Source organism: Kocuria sp. CPCC 205231, assembly GCF_040980965.1.
GTDB lineage: Bacteria > Actinomycetota > Actinomycetes > Actinomycetales > Micrococcaceae > Kocuria > Kocuria rosea.
Window position 1 is genome coordinate 164,501 of the sequence record NZ_JAVKPP010000008.1, and the last position, 14,395, is coordinate 178,895.

The following is a 14,395-nucleotide window of genomic DNA, read 5'->3' on the forward strand; positions in this document are numbered from 1 at the left end:
GCTATTCTTTGCAATTGTCATCCCGACCCCCCGAGGGTGACGCACCCAGTCGGAAGAGTTCCCCGTGGACCGCTTGCTCACCGTCCTCTCCCTCGACCGGATCAGCTTCCACGAGCTGTCGATGCGCCGGCGCGTGCTCCTCAGCCAGCTGCCGCTGTTCGTCACGACCGTCGTCCTCGTCGCCGGGATCTGGGTGGTCCACGAGCCGCTGCGGGGCGACCTGCGGGTGCAGCTGGCCCTGGCGCTCACGGTGGCGCTGACGGCCCTGTGCGTGCTGGTGCCGTGGGACCGGCTGCCCTACGGGGCGTTCCTGGCCGTCCCGGTCCTGGACTTCGTCCCCATCACCCTGCTGCGGGAGGGCACGCTGAGCACGGTGACCGGGGTGGGCATCATGGCCGCGTTCCCCGTCATCTGGCTCACCGGCTCCGGGCGGCTGCCCCGGGCGTCCGCCCCGCTGGGTTTCGTCCTGACCCTCGCCATGGTGTGGGTCCCGCTCCTGGTCCCGCCCCGGCCGCTGAGCGCGCAGCTGCTGACGGCCCCGCTGCTGATCCCCGTCATGCTGCTGGGCATCGGGCTCACCGTCCAGGTGCTGTCGAACAGCATGGAGCGCCAGAACGCCGAGCTCGAGGCCAAGGACGCCGAGCTGCGCCGGCTGCTGGGCGTGACCGCGCGGCGGGAACGGCTGCTGAACACCGTCCTGGACACGGTGGACGTGGGCGTGCTGGCGATCGACGAGCACGGCCACGACATCCTCATGAACCGCCGCCAGCACCGGATCCACGAGCTCTCGCTGCCCGAGGGGGTGCGGGACGGCGCCGAGGCGGACCTGCGGGTCTACGCGGACGGGGACGGGACGCCGCTGCCCGTGGACCGGCGTCCCGCCCGCCGCGCGATCCGCGGCGAGTCCTTCTCCGACGCCCTGGTCTGGGCGGGGGAGCCGCCCCTGCAGCGGGTGCTCTCCGTGTCCGCCCGCGTGCTCCGGGACGAGGACGGCGGGGTCGAGGGCTCCGTCCTGTCGTTCAACGACGTGACCGAGCTGGTGGCGGCGCTGCAGGCCAAGGACGACTTCGTGGCCGGCGTCTCCCACGAGCTGCGCACGCCCCTGACGTCCATCCGCGGCTACACCGAGCTCCTGGCCATGGACGAGCGGCTCCCCGGGCACGTCCGCTCCGGGCTGGAGGTCGTCGAGCGCAACGCCGACCAGCTGCTCGTCCTGGTCGAGGACCTCCTCCGCACCGCGGGCCCCGTCCTGGCGCTGCAGACGGCGGAGGCCGACCTCGTCCAGGTGGTCCAGCAATCCGTCGCGGCGGCCGGGCTCCGGGCCGCGGAGGCGGGGGTGGACCTGCGGGTCGACGCCCCGCCCCGCCTCGTGCTGGCCTGCGACCCCGTGCGCCTGGGGCAGGTGCTCGACAACCTGCTCTCGAACGCCATCAAGTACTCCCCGGGCGGCGGGCCGGTGACGGTCCGGGTGGACCGGGCCGGGGCGACCGTGCAGGTGCAGGTGGCGGACCGCGGCATGGGGATGCGCCCGGAGGACGCCGAGCACGTGTTCGGCCGGTTCTTCCGCAGCAGCAACGCCCGGATGAGCGCCATCCCGGGTCTGGGCCTGGGCCTGGCGGTCGTGCACGAGATCGTCGAGCGCCACGGCGGCACCATCCGCTGCGAGAGCGCACCGGGGGAGGGGACCGTCTTCACCCTGACCCTCCCGGCGGCCGGACCGGTGGGTGCGGAGGACCCAGACCGGGCGGAGCAGGACGGATCACCGGCTGTACTCCAGCCGGACCGAGTCGTCGTCGGGCAGCACCAGGACGGTGCTGCCGGCGACCGTCCACTGCTCGGGCAGCAGGAAGTACCGGCCGCCCCGCAGCGTCAGGAGCCGTAGCCCGTCGTAGCGGTGGAGCGGGTCGTCCGGTCCGCCCAGCTCCTCCGCACGGACCCCGGGCAGGCCGATGTGCAGGGGCTTCTCGCTGTAGACGACCGTCCGCGGCATCGTCCCCAGCTCCTCCTCGAGGTCGTGGGCCAGGGCCCGTCCCATGGCCTCGGCCACCGACGACGTGCCCCAGAACACCAGGAGCGCGACCACGGACACCAGCGCGAAACCCCGCAGGAGCGGCCGCTCCGGCGCGGTGGGCCGCTCGTCACGGGCGGTGACGCGCCGCCGGAGGCCGGCGGCCCAGGCGGCCGCGAGGACGCACAGCGCCATGGCGAAGGGGATCACCCAGGCCTCCTCCTCCGGGACGGCGCCGCCCAGGAGCCGCACCGCGACCGCCAGCCCGATGAAGAAGCACGTCCCCCGGCGCGCCCACCGCGCCACCGGGGCGCTCCCGGAGCGGCGGGCACGGGCCTCCACGCGCTCGCGGACCCGGCGGTCCAGCCAGATCCCGCCGAGCACGGCCACGGCGATCCAGAGGAGCTGGACGTACAGGGAGCCGATGCTCAGCAGCAGGTAGTCCTGGGTGGTGTAGCCGAAGAGGTTCGCGTCCAGGCCCATCTCCCGGGCCTGGGCGCCGGCGCGGACCCAGCCGAAGTAGACCAGCAGGGCCGTCAGCAGGCTCACCCCCACGCCCAGCTTCGAGACCGCCTGGAAGAGCCGCCCCCAGAGCGGGGACCCGTCCGGCTCCTGCTCCGCCACCGTGGCTCCTAGAGTGTGGGTGGAGCGGTGGGCGCGGGTGCCGGGGCGGGCGCCGGCGGGGGGTCGGGACAGGCGGCGGCCGGCACCTGGTACACCAGGTAGCCCTGCCCGCCGACCGGCCAGTCCGCGTCCGAGACGGTCACCGGGACGGGGCCGGCGACGTCCGACGGCGGGGCGCGGAAGAACAGGCTTCCATTGCCCTGCTGCACCGGCACGACCGCGGCGCCCACCGACACCGCGCGGATGCCCTCCGGCGGCACCCACTCGAGGTTGCCCTGCAGGAAGACCGGTGCGCCGCCGCAGGTGGACACGGGGATCTCCAGGCCCTCGACACCGGGGGCCAGCGGCGAGAGGAGGCCCTCCAGCACGAGGGGGCAGGCCGTGCCGTCGGGGACCTGCAGCTCCGGGACCGCCTCCGGGGCCCGGCGGTGGAACTCGACCAGCCGCCGCAGGCCCGCCACGGTCTCCTCCTCCCAGCAGCCGGCGGGCGCCGGGACGGCAGCCAGGGCGTCCTCGCCCTGCCGCCACAGCTCGGGGTCGTTGGTCGTGGCGGCCTCGCACAGGAGGGCGCCGGCGCGCGGGACGGGCTGGGCCCGGGACGCGAGCAGCTGCTCGTCGCCGCAGTCCCCGTCCTTCAGGGGGTCGTACCACAGCGGCGTGCCCTCCCCGTTGGGTCCGATCCGCAGCCACGTCAGGATGCGCGAGACCGGGGGGTCGCCGGACTCGCTCGGGGAGGGGACCGCGGAGCCGGACGGAGCCGCAAAGCCCGACGGGTTCGCGGCCCCGGACGGGTCCGAGGCGGGCGGGCTCGGGGACGAGCCGGGAGAGCCACCGCAGGCCGGCGCGGTCAGCGCTGCTCCGGCCAGGACGAGTGCGCAGACCAGCTGTCGGGAACGGAGTTGCATGGTGCACCGCCAAAGTCGTCCGTGGTGGCCGGTCGCCCGGAACAGATTCAGCGTACGGCGGGTCCTACCCGCCGAACACGACTGTGACCAGGGGTGACGTGACTGTGACGGCCGGTCCGCGCCGCCCGCCGCCGTCGCCCGGGGGTGGCTGCCGGCGGGCCCGGGGCGGGACGACGAAGGCTCCGGACCCTGGGGGTCCGGAGCCTGCTCCGCTCGGAGCCTCCTGTCGGAATCGAACCGACGACCTTTTCATTACGAGTGAAACGCTCTACCGACTGAGCTAAGGAGGCGTGCACGCGGCCGTCCGGAACGGCCTCAGTGCAGGTGAAACTGTAGCAGAGAGCGCGGGGGCGCCCCCAATCGGCGGGACCGGGCGCGGTGCGGGCGTTCCCCGGGAGTTCACCGGCTCTTCGGCTCCCCGGCCTTACCGGCCCGCGGGGCCGGGGCGAAGCATGGACGGACACGACGACGGGGCCGGCCGCTGCGGTCCGCCCGGAACAGGAGCAGCCCAGTGCGCACACCGGACGGCGGCATCGCGACGGATCTCGAACTGGCCTTCCTGGACATGTCCGGAACCGTGTTCCACGACAACGGGATCATGGAGCGGGCCTTCGAGCGCACCGTGACCGGTCTCGGCGTCGACCCCGGCTCGGAGCGGTTCCGGCAGATGCTCCACCACGTCCGGGACACGCTGGGCCAGTCGAAGGCGGGAGTGCTCGAGCAGCTGTTCGCGAGCGACCCCCACCGGGCACGGCAGGCGGTCCGGGACTTCGAGCGCCACCTCGACGAGCTGCTGGCCACCGAGGGGGTCATTCCCGTGGAGGGCGCGGAGCAGGCCGTCACGGCGCTGCGCGAGGCGGGCCTGCGGGTCTGCCTGGCCACCGGCTACAACCGGCACAGCCTGAACACGCTCCTCGAGCAGCTCGGCTGGACGGGTCTCGCGGATCTCAGCCTGTGTCCCTCGGACGCGGGGCGCGGACGACCCTGGCCGGACATGGTGCTCACCGCCGTGCTGGCGCTCGACCTCGGCGACGTCCGCCGGGTCATGGTGGTGGGGGACACCGCGGCGGACGTGCAGGCCGGCCTGCGGGCCGGCTCCGCCGCGGTCGTCGGCGTCCGCACGGGCGCGCACGACGCCGCGTCCCTGCGCGCGGCCGGCGCCCACGTGGTGGTCGACTCGGTCCGGGACCTCCCCGGACTCGTCCGCACGCCGGTGCCCGGCGCGCGCTGACGCCCACCGTGCCGGCACCGGTCGCCCGGGTCGCGGCGGATCAGGAGCAGGTCGTCCCCTCCGCGGGGAGCTCGCCCTCCAGCAGGTAGGCGTCCACGGCGTCCTGCACGCAGCGGTTGCCGGCCGTGTAGGCGGTGTGGCCGTAGCTGTCGTAGGTCAGCAGCCGGGCGCTGTCGAGCTGCTCCACGAGGGCCTCGGACCAGTGGTAGGGGGTCGCGGGGTCGTGGGTGGTGCCCACCACGAGGACGGGATCGGCGCCGGCGGCGTCGAGCGGCTCCGGCAGGCCCGCCGGGTCGACCGGCCATCCCTGGCACGCGGCGTCGCCGTAGCCCAGGTACGGGCCGAAGGTCGGGGCGACCCGCTCGAGCTCCTCCTGGTGCCGGGCCATCTGCTCCGCCGTGACCGTCCCGTCGGGCCGGTCGAGGCAGTTCACGGCCGTGAACGCCATGGTGGTGTTGCTCGTGTACCGGCCCTCGGCGTCGCGCCCGTGCGTGGCGTCCGACTGGGCGAGCAGCGCGGAGAAGTCGCCGTCGAAGGCGGCGCCCAGGGACTCGTTGAGCGTCTCGTAGCCGGTGGTCGCGTAGAGGGGCCCCAGGATGCCCTCGACCACGTTGGTGGCGGTGACCCGCCGGCCGTCGGCGGCGGTCACGGTCTCCTCCTCGACGGAGGCGATGAGCTCCTGGATCCGGGTCATCGCCTCATCCATGGAGACGTCGGCCACCACGCAGTCCCGGATCTCGAACTGGCACTGCTGCACCCAGTGGCGCAGGTTGTCCTCGAAGCCCTCGGCCTGGTCGGCGGTGGCCTCCATGTCGCTCAGGGTGGGGTCCACGCCGCCGTCGAGCACGAGCCGGCCGACCCGGTCGGGGAACAGGTCGGCGTACACCGCGCCGAGGTGGGTGCCGTAGGAGAAGCCCAGGTAGGTCGTCCGCTCGTCGCCGAGCACGGCCCGGAGCACGTCCATGTCCCGGGCGGCGCTCACGGTGTCCATCTGCGCCACGAGCTCGCCGGAGTCCTGCACGCACGCGGCGCCGAGCTGTTCGTACTCCTCCTGGATCTGCTCGACCGGCTGCTCCTCGGGGTCGAACATCGGCTCGGCGCGCCACGCGTCCAGCTCCGCGTCGTCGAGGCACTCGATGCCCTCGGAGCGGCTCACCCCGCGCGGGTCGAAGCCCACTACGTCGTAGGCCTCGCGCACGTCGCCGGTGACCGTGTACTGCGCGTAGAGCATCGCGTCCACCCCGGAGGCGCCGGGCCCGCCGGGGTTGAGGAGCAGGCTGCCGCGGGCGTCCCCGCCTGCGGGCAGGCGGGACATCACCACGGTGGTGGTCGCCCCGCCGGGGTCGGCGTAGTCGAGGGGCACCTCGACGTCGGCGCACTGGAGGTCGTCCTGCGCGCCGTTGGTCTCCACCTCGAACGTGCAGTCCCCCCAGGTGACGGTCTGCGTGTAGTAGCGCTGGAGCTCCTCGGGGGTGCCCTCGACGACGGCGCCGGTGGCGCCCCCGGAGGTCGGCTCGCCCGTGGCGCCGGCACCCAGGGACGAGCAGCCGCTCAGGAGCAGGCCGGTCGCGGCCAGCGCGGCCGTGACGGGCAGGAGGGCGCGGCGCGAGGGGGCGGCACGGCGGGTCATGGGGCTCCTCGAGGGGGTGGGGGGATGGGGATCGGGGGCGGGGTCAGAGCAGGGAGACGGCCATGGCCTCGAAGGCCAGCTGCGCGCTGACGTTGGTGCGGATCCGGTCCCGGGTCCGGCTGATCACGTCGATGCGGTGCAGCGTCCGCTCGGGGGTCGAGTTGGACGCGTGGTCCTGCAGCTGCTGGGCCAGGTGCTCGTTGACCAGGGCGGAGCCCGTGCGCAGCTGGAGGGTCAGGACGTCGCGGTAGAAGGTGGTGAGGTCGATGAGGAAGCGGTCGAGGGTGTCCGTCTGGATCCGCCGGGACCGGCGCTTCTGGTCGGCCTCGAGCCGGTTGAGGGCTCCGCGGATGGCCGGCGGCACCCGTCCGGACTCCGGCGCGCCCAGGGCCACGAGCAGCTGCTTGCGCTCCGCCTCGTTGCGGGACTCGGCGTCCGCCTGGGACTCCTCCACGGCGATCTTGTGCAGCCGGTCCGCGGCGCGCACGGCGTCCGGCACCCCGGACAGCTTCAGCGGCATGGACACGACCTCCTGCCGCCGGGTGCGGGCGTCGTCGTAGAGGGCGAGCCGCTTCGCGATCCCCACGTGGGACTGCGCCAGCCGGGCGCTCTCCTCCGCGCGCTGCCGGGGCACCCCGTGCCGGCGGATCAGCAGCTCGGCCACGTCCGCCACGGCGGGCACCTTCAGCGTGGCCGGGCGGCAGCGGGAGCGGATGGTCACGAGCACGTCCATCGGGCTCGGGGCGCACAGCAGCCAGATGGTGTTGGGCGGGGGCTCCTCGATGGCCTTGAGCATCACGTTCGAGGTGCGCTCCGCCATGCGGTCGGCGTCCTCGACCACCATGACGCGCCAGCGGCCCACCGAGGGCCGGTCCTGGGCGCGGACCACGAGCTCGCGGGCCTCCTCGATGGTGATCTGCGGGTTCTCCGTGACGAAGTGGGTGAGGTCCGCGTGCGAGCTGGCCAGGACCGTGCGGCACGCGTGGCACTGCCCGCACCCGCGCTCGACGGGGTCCTCCTGCTCGCACAGCAGGGCCGCGGCGAACGCGAGCGCCGCGTTGGAGCGCCCCGAGCCGGGCGGACCGGTGAACAGCCAGGCGTGGGTGGGCCGGTCCTCCTGGGCGGCGCGCCGCAGCTGCGCCACCACGGCGTCCTGGCCCAGCAGCTGGTCCCACACGCTCACGCGCTCACCTCCGCGGCGCGGGCGGAGCGGGCGAGCCCGGTGAGGCGCTCGCGCACGGCGGCCGAGAGCTCCCCGGCCGGCCGGGTGGCGTCGAGCACCAGGTAGCGCTCCGGAGCCCGGCCGGCGAGCTCGAGGAACGCCGCCCGGTTCGCGTCGTGGAAGGCGTCGGGCTCGGTCTCCAGGCGGTCGCCCGCGGTGCCGTCCCGGGCCTCCCGGCGGGTCCGTCCCGTGCCGGCCGGGACGTCGAGCAGCACGGTGAGGTCCGGGACGAGCCCGGCCGTGGCCCACGCGTTGAGCTCCGCGACGCGGTCCAGGCCGAGGCCGCGCCCGGCGCCCTGGTAGGCGGCGGAGGAGTCGGCGAAGCGGTCGCAGACCACGGTCCGGCCGGCGGCGAGCGCGGGGCGGATGAGCTGGGCGACGTGGGCGGCGCGGGCCGCGGCGAAGAGCAGGGCCTCGGCGCGGGCGTCGACGGGCCCGTGCGCCGGGTCCAGCACGAGCTCGCGCACCCTCTCGCCCAGCGGGGTCCCCCCGGGCTCCCGGGTGCGCAGGGTGTCGTGCCCCTCGGCGCGCAGGGCGTCCACGAGCAGGCCGACCTGGGTGGACTTCCCGGCGCCGTCCCCGCCCTCGAACACCACGAAGAGCCCGCGCCCGGACGGCGCGGGGGAGGGCACCGCGGCGGAGGCGGGCGGCGGGGCGGGGGCCGGTCGGGAGGTCACGGTCCCAGCCTATCCACCCGCGCGGACAGCGCCGCCGGTGCGCGCGCGGCTGGGGACGCCGCGGGCCGATAGCCTGGAACCATGACTGCGCGCTCCGAGACCCCGCCCGCCCACGGCTCCACCGACCTCCGCCCGGACACCGTGCTGGTCGCGGGCGGGCGGCCCGCACCGGAGCACGACGCGCCGGTCGGCCCGTCCATCGTCCTCACCTCCACCTACCGGGGCTCCGCCGGGCTCGACGCCGAGGACCGCACCTACGGGCGGTTCAGCAACCCCACGTGGGAGGACCTCGAGGACGTGCTGGCGCGGCTCGAGCGGGCGGAGCTCCCCGCCCTGGCCTACGCCTCGGGACTGGCCGCCGTCGCGTCGGTGCTCTCGCTCGTCCCGGCGGGCGGTCGCCTGGTGCTGCCCCGGCACAGCTACCAGGGCTCCCTGGCCCTGGCCGCGGACCTCGAGGCCCGCGGGCTGCTCACCGTGCGGACCGTGGACGTCACGGACACCGAGGACGTGGTGGCCGCGCTCGACGCCGCCGACCTGCTCTGGCTCGAGAGCCCCACCAACCCCATGCTGGAGGTCGCCGACCTCCCCGCGCTGCTCGCGGCGGCCCGCGAGCGCGGCGTGCTCACGTGCGTGGACAACACCTTCGCCACCCCGCTGCTGCAGCGCCCGCTGGAGCACGGCGCGGACATCGTGGTGCACTCCGTGACCAAGTACCTGGCGGGGCACTCCGACGTCGTCCTGGGGGCCGCCGTCACCTCCGACCCTGCCCTGCGGACCCGGCTGAAGGGGCACCGCTCCCTGCACGGCGCGGTCCCGGGCCCGTTCGAGGCGTGGCTCGCGCTGCGGGGGATGCGCACCCTGGCGGTGCGGGTCGAACGCTCCGCGGCCACCGCCGGGGAGCTCGCCCGCCGCCTCCAGCAGCACCCGGCCGTGCGCGAGGTCCGCTACCCGGGCCTGCCCGGGGACCCCGGGCACGAGCGTGCCGCCGCGCAGATGGACGGCTTCGGCTCGATCGTGGCGATCGTGCCCGCGGGGGACGTCGCCGCCGTCGAGGCGGCCGTGGACGCCCTGCGCGTGTGGACCCCCGCGACCTCGCTCGGCGGGGTGGAGTCGCTGATCGAGCGGCGGCGGCGGCACCACGAGGAGCCGCACAGCGTCCCGGAGACGCTGCTGCGCCTGTCGGTGGGCATCGAGAACGTCGAGGACCTCTGGGAGGACCTCGACCGCGTCCTGTGCGCGATCGACCGGTAGGCTGGACGGCGTGGACATTCCCTGGGTCTTCTTACTCGTGCGCTTCATCGACATCGCGCTGGCACTGGTCGTCGCCGGTCTGGCCGTGTGGGCCTTCGTGGACTGCCTGACCAAGGCGCCGGTGCAGTTCCAGCGCGCCTTCAAGCGCACCAAGGGCTTCTGGCTCGCGCTCACGGGCGGCTCCCTCGCGTTCACGGTCTTCACGCTGATGCTGCTGCGGCCCAGCCTGTTCGTCCTGCTCATCGCGGGCACGGCCGTGGGGGTCTACCTGGCCGACGTCCGCCCGGCCGTGGGCCTGGAGTCCAAGGGCCCCAACAACTGGTGACCGCCGGGCGCGCGGCGCCCGGCCCCGCGACACGGGGCGCCCGTGACGCCGGCTTGTTTCGCGCCGCCGCCTGGGTGGAAGAATGGCCCCATGGCTACCGAATCAGCACCGCACAAGCTCGTCCTGCTCCGGCACGGACAGTCCGACTGGAACGAGAAGAACCTGTTCACCGGGTGGGTGGACGTGGACCTGACCGAGAAGGGGCGGGAGGAGGCCGTCCGCGGCGGTGAGCTGCTCGTCGAGAAGGGGATCGCCCCGGACGTCCTGCACACCTCGCTCCTGCGCCGGGCCATCACCACCGCCCACCTCGCGCTGGACCGGGCGGACCGGCACTGGATCCCCGTGAAGCGGTCGTGGCGGCTCAACGAGCGCCACTACGGTGCGCTGCAGGGCAAGGACAAGACCCAGGTCCGCGACGAGTACGGCGACGAGCAGTTCATGACCTGGCGCCGCTCCTACGACGTCCCGCCGCCCGAGCTGGAGGACTCGTCCGAGTTCTCGCAGGCCGGCGACCCCCGCTACGCGGACGTGCCGGACGCGCCCCGCACCGAGTGCCTCAAGGACGTCCTGGACCGCTTCATGCCGTACTGGGAGCAGGAGATCGTCCCCGATCTGCAGGCCGGCCGGACCGTCATCGTCGCGGCCCACGGCAACTCCCTGCGCGCCCTGGTGAAGCACCTCGACGGCATCTCGGACGAGGACATCGCGGCGCTGAACATCCCCACGGGCATCCCGCTCTACTACGAGCTCGACGAGAACCTCCGCCCGCTCGTGGCCGGCGGCGAGTACCTCGACCCCGAGGCCGCCGCGAGCTCGATCCAGGCGGTCGCCAACCAGGGCAAGAAGTAGCCCCGGCGGGCTCCCGCCCACGGACAGGGGCCGGGTCCACCGTGCTGGTGGACCCGGCCCCTGTCCGTGCCCGGGCGCGGCTCGGCCGGCGCCCGGGCGGGGTCTCACTCGCCCCCGTCGCGGCCCACGTGGCCGTGGCCGGTGGGGCGGTCGGAGCTCGCCGGGACCCAGTCCCCGGTCACCAGGTAGGAGACCTTGCGGGTCACCGAGACCCCGTGGTCCCCGATGCGCTCGAGGTACCGGGAGCACAGGGTGACGTCCACGGCGGTGGGCACCGACGAGTCCCAGCTCGGCGCGGCGAGCGCGTCGAAGACGGACTGGTGCAGCTGGTTGACCTCGCCCTTGAGCGAGTAGATGTCGTCGGCGAGGGAGAGGTCCCGGGTCTGGAGCACCTGGATGACCCGGTCCAGGATCTGCAGGTCGAGGTCGAACATCCGGGTGAACGTCTCCACGAGCGGCTCGGGGATGACCGGCTCGGGATAGCGGATGCGCACCGCCTGGGCCAGGTGCCGGGCGAGGTCGCCGGCACGCTCCAGGGAGGCGCTCATCCGCAGCGCGCCCACGATCATCCGCAGGTCCGAGGCCACGGGGCTCTGCAGCGCGAGGATGTCGATCGAGCGCTCGTCGAGGTCGTTCTGCAGGAAGTCGATCCGGGCGTCGTTGGAGATGACCTCCTCGGCGAGCTGGATGTCCGCGTCGAGGAGCGCGTCCTTGGCGCGGGCGAGGGCCTCGCGCACCAGGGTCGCGATCTGGATGAGCTCCTCGCCGACCTGGTGGAGTTCTGCCTGGAAAACCTTGCGCACGGATGCGTCCTTTCGAGATGCGGCGGCGTCCGCGGCAGCCGCGGCCGGGGTGCGGCGCGGAGCGGGACGGATGACGTGGGGGCCGGGTGCGAGCACACCCGCCGCCACCGTCACAGCCAGGAGTGAACTTTCGCTCATCTTAGGATGAACGTTGGTTGAACCTGTAGCTCGTGACGCCCGGCACGGGGTCCCCGCGCCCCCGAGTGCCTAAGCTGGTTCCGTGAGTCCAACTGCCATCGCCGTCGCCGCGGGTCTGCTCGGCTTCGCCCTCGGGGTGAGCGGTCTGATCGCCCTCCGGGTGAGCGGACGGGGCCGCCGCGCCCGCGCCGACGTCCAGGAGCCCACGCTGCCCGACGGCACCGCGGACGTGCTCGCGGTGATCGGCCGCGCCTACGTGGTGGTGGACGGGGTCGACGGCGTGGTGCGCGCCTCCCCGGCCGCCTACGCCTTCGGACTGGTCCGCGGGCACACCGTGGTGCACGAGCAGATGCTCGAGATGATCCGCCGGGCCCGGCGCAGCGGCGTGATCGAGGAGCGGCGGGTCGAGCTGTCCCGCGGACCGTTCCAGACGGGCGCGGTGGTGCTCGACGTCCGGGTGGCCCCCATCGCGGAGGAGTACATCCTGCTGCTCGCCGACGACCAGACGGAGATCGTCCGGGCGCAGTCGATCCGCAACGACTTCGTCGCCAACGTCTCGCACGAGCTGAAGACCCCCGTGGGGGCGATCGGGCTGCTCGCCGAGGCGATCGAGGACGCGTCCGAGGACGAGGAGGCCGTGCGCCGCTTCGCCCAGCGCCTGCACAAGGAGTCAGCCCGGCTGACCGCCCTCGTCCAGGACATCATCGAGCTCTCCCGCCTGCAGGGCGCGGACGTGGTCACCGAGGGCCGGCCCGTGGACCTCAACCGGGTGATCGCCGACGCCGTGGACCGCAACCGGTTCCCGGCCGAGAACAAGGGCATCGAGATCGCGGTGGGCGGGCGCGTCACCCGGCCCGTGTTCGGCGACCCCGACCTGCTCGTCACCGCGCTGCGCAACCTCATCGACAACGCGGTGCACTACTCCCCGGAGGGCACCCGCGTGGGCGTCGGCGTCCGGGAGCGGGACGGGATGGCCCAGATCTCGGTGACCGACCAGGGCCCGGGCATCCCCGAGGACGAGCAGGACCGGATCTTCGAGCGCTTCTACCGCGTGGACGCGGCCCGTTCCCGCCGGACGGGCGGCACCGGGCTCGGACTGAGCATCGTCAAGCACGTCATGTCCCAGCACGGCGGCGAGGCCACCCTGTGGTCGCAGCCGGGCCGCGGCTCCACGTTCACCCTCAGCATCCCCCAGATCGAGGGCGCCGACGACCCCGGGGGGACCGCACAGCCAGCCCCCGGCGCGACCGCCCGCCCGGTGCCGCAGCAGGCACCACCCCGCCCAGACGCATCGACCCCACGGCCCGCCGCCCCCGCGGCGCGCGCCGGGAGCACGGAGGACCGACAGTGACCCGCATCCTGATCGTCGAGGACGAGGAGTCCCTCAGCGACCCGCTCTCCTACCTGCTGGGGAAGGAGGGGTTCGAGGTGGAGGTCGTCGACAACGGCGTGGACGCCGTGGCGGAGTTCGACCGGTCCGGGGCCGACCTGATGCTGCTGGACCTCATGCTCCCCGGGCTGTCCGGCACCGAGGTGTGCCGGCAGGTGCGGCAGCGCTCCTCCGTGCCGATCATCATGCTCACGGCCAAGGACGCCGAGATCGACAAGGTGGTCGGGCTCGAGCTCGGCGCCGACGACTACGTCACCAAGCCGTACTCGTCCCGGGAGCTCGTGGCCCGGATCCGAGCGGTCCTGCGCCGGCAGGGAGAGCCCGAGGAGCTCGTCTCGGCGACCGTGCAGGCCGGTCCCGTGCGGATGGACATCGAGCGGCACGTGGTCAGCGTGCACGGGGAGCGGGTGGCCATGCCGCTCAAGGAGTTCGAGCTGCTGGAGATGCTGCTGCGCAACGCCGGGCGCGTGCTGACCCGAGGGCAGCTCATCGACCGGGTCTGGGGCTCGGACTACGTGGGGGACACCAAGACCCTCGACGTCCACGTCAAGCGCCTGCGCGCCAAGATCGAGCCCGATCCCTCCGCCCCGCGGCACCTCGTGACGGTGCGGGGCCTCGGCTACAAGTTCGAGGGCTGAGCCGGCGCCCCGGCAGACGGAAGGGCCCGGAACCCCGAGGGGTTCCGGGCCCTTCCGCTCGTGCGCGCCGGTGGGAGTCGTCAGTGGCCGCTCTCCTGGCCCACCATCTCCTCGACGGGCACGGGCGTGTTGGAGGGGTTCGCCGGGGTGCTCGGCGCGCCGCCGGGGATGAACTCGGCGTAGCGGGAGAAGGTGTGGTCCAGGACCGGGACCCGCTCGGTGAGGGACTCGCCGCCGGCGGTGAACTCGGTCTCGACCATGAGACCCGGCTCGGCGCCGGCACGGTCCACGGTCACGACCGGGTCGTCCTGGTCGAGGTCCACGGTGCCGCCGGCGGGGATCTGCACCTCGGCGGTGGCGCCGTCGACGTCCATCGACAGCGTGACGTCCTGGTCGCCGTCGTTCACCAGGGTGCCCAGCACGCGACCCTCCTGGTCGGCGCCGGTGGCCACGATCAGCACGTTGGCCAGCTTGACGTCCCCGACCTGCTCCACGATGCCGTCCGCGGCCGAGTACACCATGGTCGTGGCCGGCGGGTTGATGTAGGCGCATCCGGCGGTGGTCAGCAGGGCGGCCGCGGCGGCGGCACTCAGGCCTGCGCGACGCAGCTTCTGGCGGGCGGCGATCTTCACGGCGCGTACTCCTCGGGAGCTCAGGACGATGTCCCGACCAGCTTATCCGTTTGCCGACGGATCGTCCGCATC

The 14,395-nt window shown here is 74.0% G+C and carries 13 protein-coding genes and 1 tRNA gene; 7 read left to right on the top strand and 7 right to left on the bottom strand.

Going from position 1 to position 14,395, the window contains the following annotated elements; genetic code table 11:
- The first annotated feature begins 64 nt into the window (after nucleotides 1–64).
- A complete protein-coding gene (locus RF640_RS10670; RefSeq protein WP_368827783.1) occupies nucleotides 65–1,882 on the top strand; it encodes a sensor histidine kinase in 1,818 nt (605 codons plus the stop codon).
- A gap of 758 nt (nucleotides 1,883–2,640) precedes the next feature.
- Here RF640_RS10670 and RF640_RS10675 read toward each other — a convergent pair.
- Together RF640_RS10675 and RF640_RS10680 are read right to left on the bottom strand one after the other, a co-directional pair.
- Nucleotides 2,641–3,537 (bottom strand): hypothetical protein, encoded by an 897-nt coding sequence (locus RF640_RS10675; RefSeq protein ID WP_368827785.1) that lies wholly within the window; start codon nucleotides 3,535–3,537, stop codon nucleotides 2,641–2,643.
- A gap of 217 nt (nucleotides 3,538–3,754) precedes the next feature.
- Nucleotides 3,755–3,827, bottom strand: a tRNA-Thr gene (locus RF640_RS10680).
- A gap of 221 nt (nucleotides 3,828–4,048) precedes the next feature.
- On the opposite strand from RF640_RS10680, the gene RF640_RS10685 reads away from it, so the two are divergent.
- Nucleotides 4,049–4,768 carry an HAD-IA family hydrolase gene (locus RF640_RS10685; RefSeq protein ID WP_368827787.1) on the top strand — a complete coding sequence of 240 codons (720 nt, stop codon included), beginning with the start codon at nucleotides 4,049–4,051 and terminating at the stop codon, nucleotides 4,766–4,768.
- Nucleotides 4,769–4,808: 40 nt separating this feature from the next.
- On the opposite strand, the gene RF640_RS10690 is transcribed toward RF640_RS10685, so the two are convergent.
- The 3 genes from RF640_RS10690 to tmk are packed head-to-tail and all read right to left on the bottom strand — an operon-like array spanning nucleotide 4,809 to nucleotide 8,252.
- On the bottom strand, nucleotides 4,809–6,398 hold the full coding sequence (locus RF640_RS10690; protein WP_368827789.1) for an alpha/beta hydrolase: 1,590 nt from the start codon (nucleotides 6,396–6,398) through the stop codon (nucleotides 4,809–4,811).
- A gap of 43 nt (nucleotides 6,399–6,441) precedes the next feature.
- Nucleotides 6,442–7,581: a DNA polymerase III subunit delta' gene (locus RF640_RS10695; RefSeq protein ID WP_017831972.1), complete on the bottom strand. Its 1,140-nt coding sequence runs from the start codon at nucleotides 7,579–7,581 to the stop codon at nucleotides 6,442–6,444.
- On the bottom strand, nucleotides 7,578–8,252 hold the full coding sequence (gene tmk / locus RF640_RS10700; protein WP_368827808.1) for a dTMP kinase: 675 nt from the start codon (nucleotides 8,250–8,252) through the stop codon (nucleotides 7,578–7,580). The genes RF640_RS10695 and tmk overlap by 4 nt, the downstream gene beginning before the upstream one ends.
- Nucleotides 8,253–8,378: 126 nt before the next feature.
- Between tmk and RF640_RS10705 the strand changes: the two genes are divergently transcribed.
- The 3 genes from RF640_RS10705 to RF640_RS10715 all read left to right on the top strand — a co-directional run bounded on the left by RF640_RS10705 (nucleotide 8,379) and on the right by RF640_RS10715 (nucleotide 10,722).
- Complete coding sequence (locus tag RF640_RS10705) at nucleotides 8,379–9,548, top strand: PLP-dependent aspartate aminotransferase family protein (protein ID WP_368827791.1); 1,170 nt, start codon at nucleotides 8,379–8,381, stop codon at nucleotides 9,546–9,548.
- Between the two features lie 10 nt (nucleotides 9,549–9,558).
- Nucleotides 9,559–9,873, top strand: coding sequence for a DUF2516 family protein (locus tag RF640_RS10710; protein WP_229587767.1), 315 nt, complete (start codon nucleotides 9,559–9,561; stop codon nucleotides 9,871–9,873).
- Between the two features lie 90 nt (nucleotides 9,874–9,963).
- Nucleotides 9,964–10,722 carry a phosphoglyceromutase gene (locus RF640_RS10715; RefSeq protein WP_017831968.1) on the top strand — a complete coding sequence of 253 codons (759 nt, stop codon included), beginning with the start codon at nucleotides 9,964–9,966 and terminating at the stop codon, nucleotides 10,720–10,722.
- A gap of 104 nt (nucleotides 10,723–10,826) precedes the next feature.
- Here RF640_RS10715 and phoU read toward each other — a convergent pair whose 3' ends face one another.
- Nucleotides 10,827–11,525: a phosphate signaling complex protein PhoU gene (gene phoU / locus RF640_RS10720; RefSeq protein WP_017831967.1), complete on the bottom strand. Its 699-nt coding sequence runs from the start codon at nucleotides 11,523–11,525 to the stop codon at nucleotides 10,827–10,829.
- 220 nt (nucleotides 11,526–11,745) lie between these two features.
- Here phoU and RF640_RS10725 point away from each other — a divergent pair, with 220 nt between their 5' ends.
- Together RF640_RS10725 and RF640_RS10730 are read left to right on the top strand one after the other, a co-directional pair.
- A complete protein-coding gene (locus RF640_RS10725; protein ID WP_368827795.1) occupies nucleotides 11,746–13,014 on the top strand; it encodes a sensor histidine kinase in 1,269 nt (422 codons plus the stop codon).
- Nucleotides 13,011–13,691, top strand: coding sequence for a response regulator transcription factor (locus tag RF640_RS10730; protein ID WP_035926161.1), 681 nt, complete (start codon nucleotides 13,011–13,013; stop codon nucleotides 13,689–13,691). Before RF640_RS10725 ends, RF640_RS10730 begins: the two co-directional genes overlap by 4 nt.
- A gap of 80 nt (nucleotides 13,692–13,771) precedes the next feature.
- On the opposite strand, the gene RF640_RS10735 is transcribed toward RF640_RS10730, so the two are convergent.
- Nucleotides 13,772–14,323 (bottom strand): hypothetical protein, encoded by a 552-nt coding sequence (locus RF640_RS10735; protein ID WP_017831964.1) that lies wholly within the window; start codon nucleotides 14,321–14,323, stop codon nucleotides 13,772–13,774.
- Nucleotides 14,324–14,395: the final 72 nt, after the last annotated feature.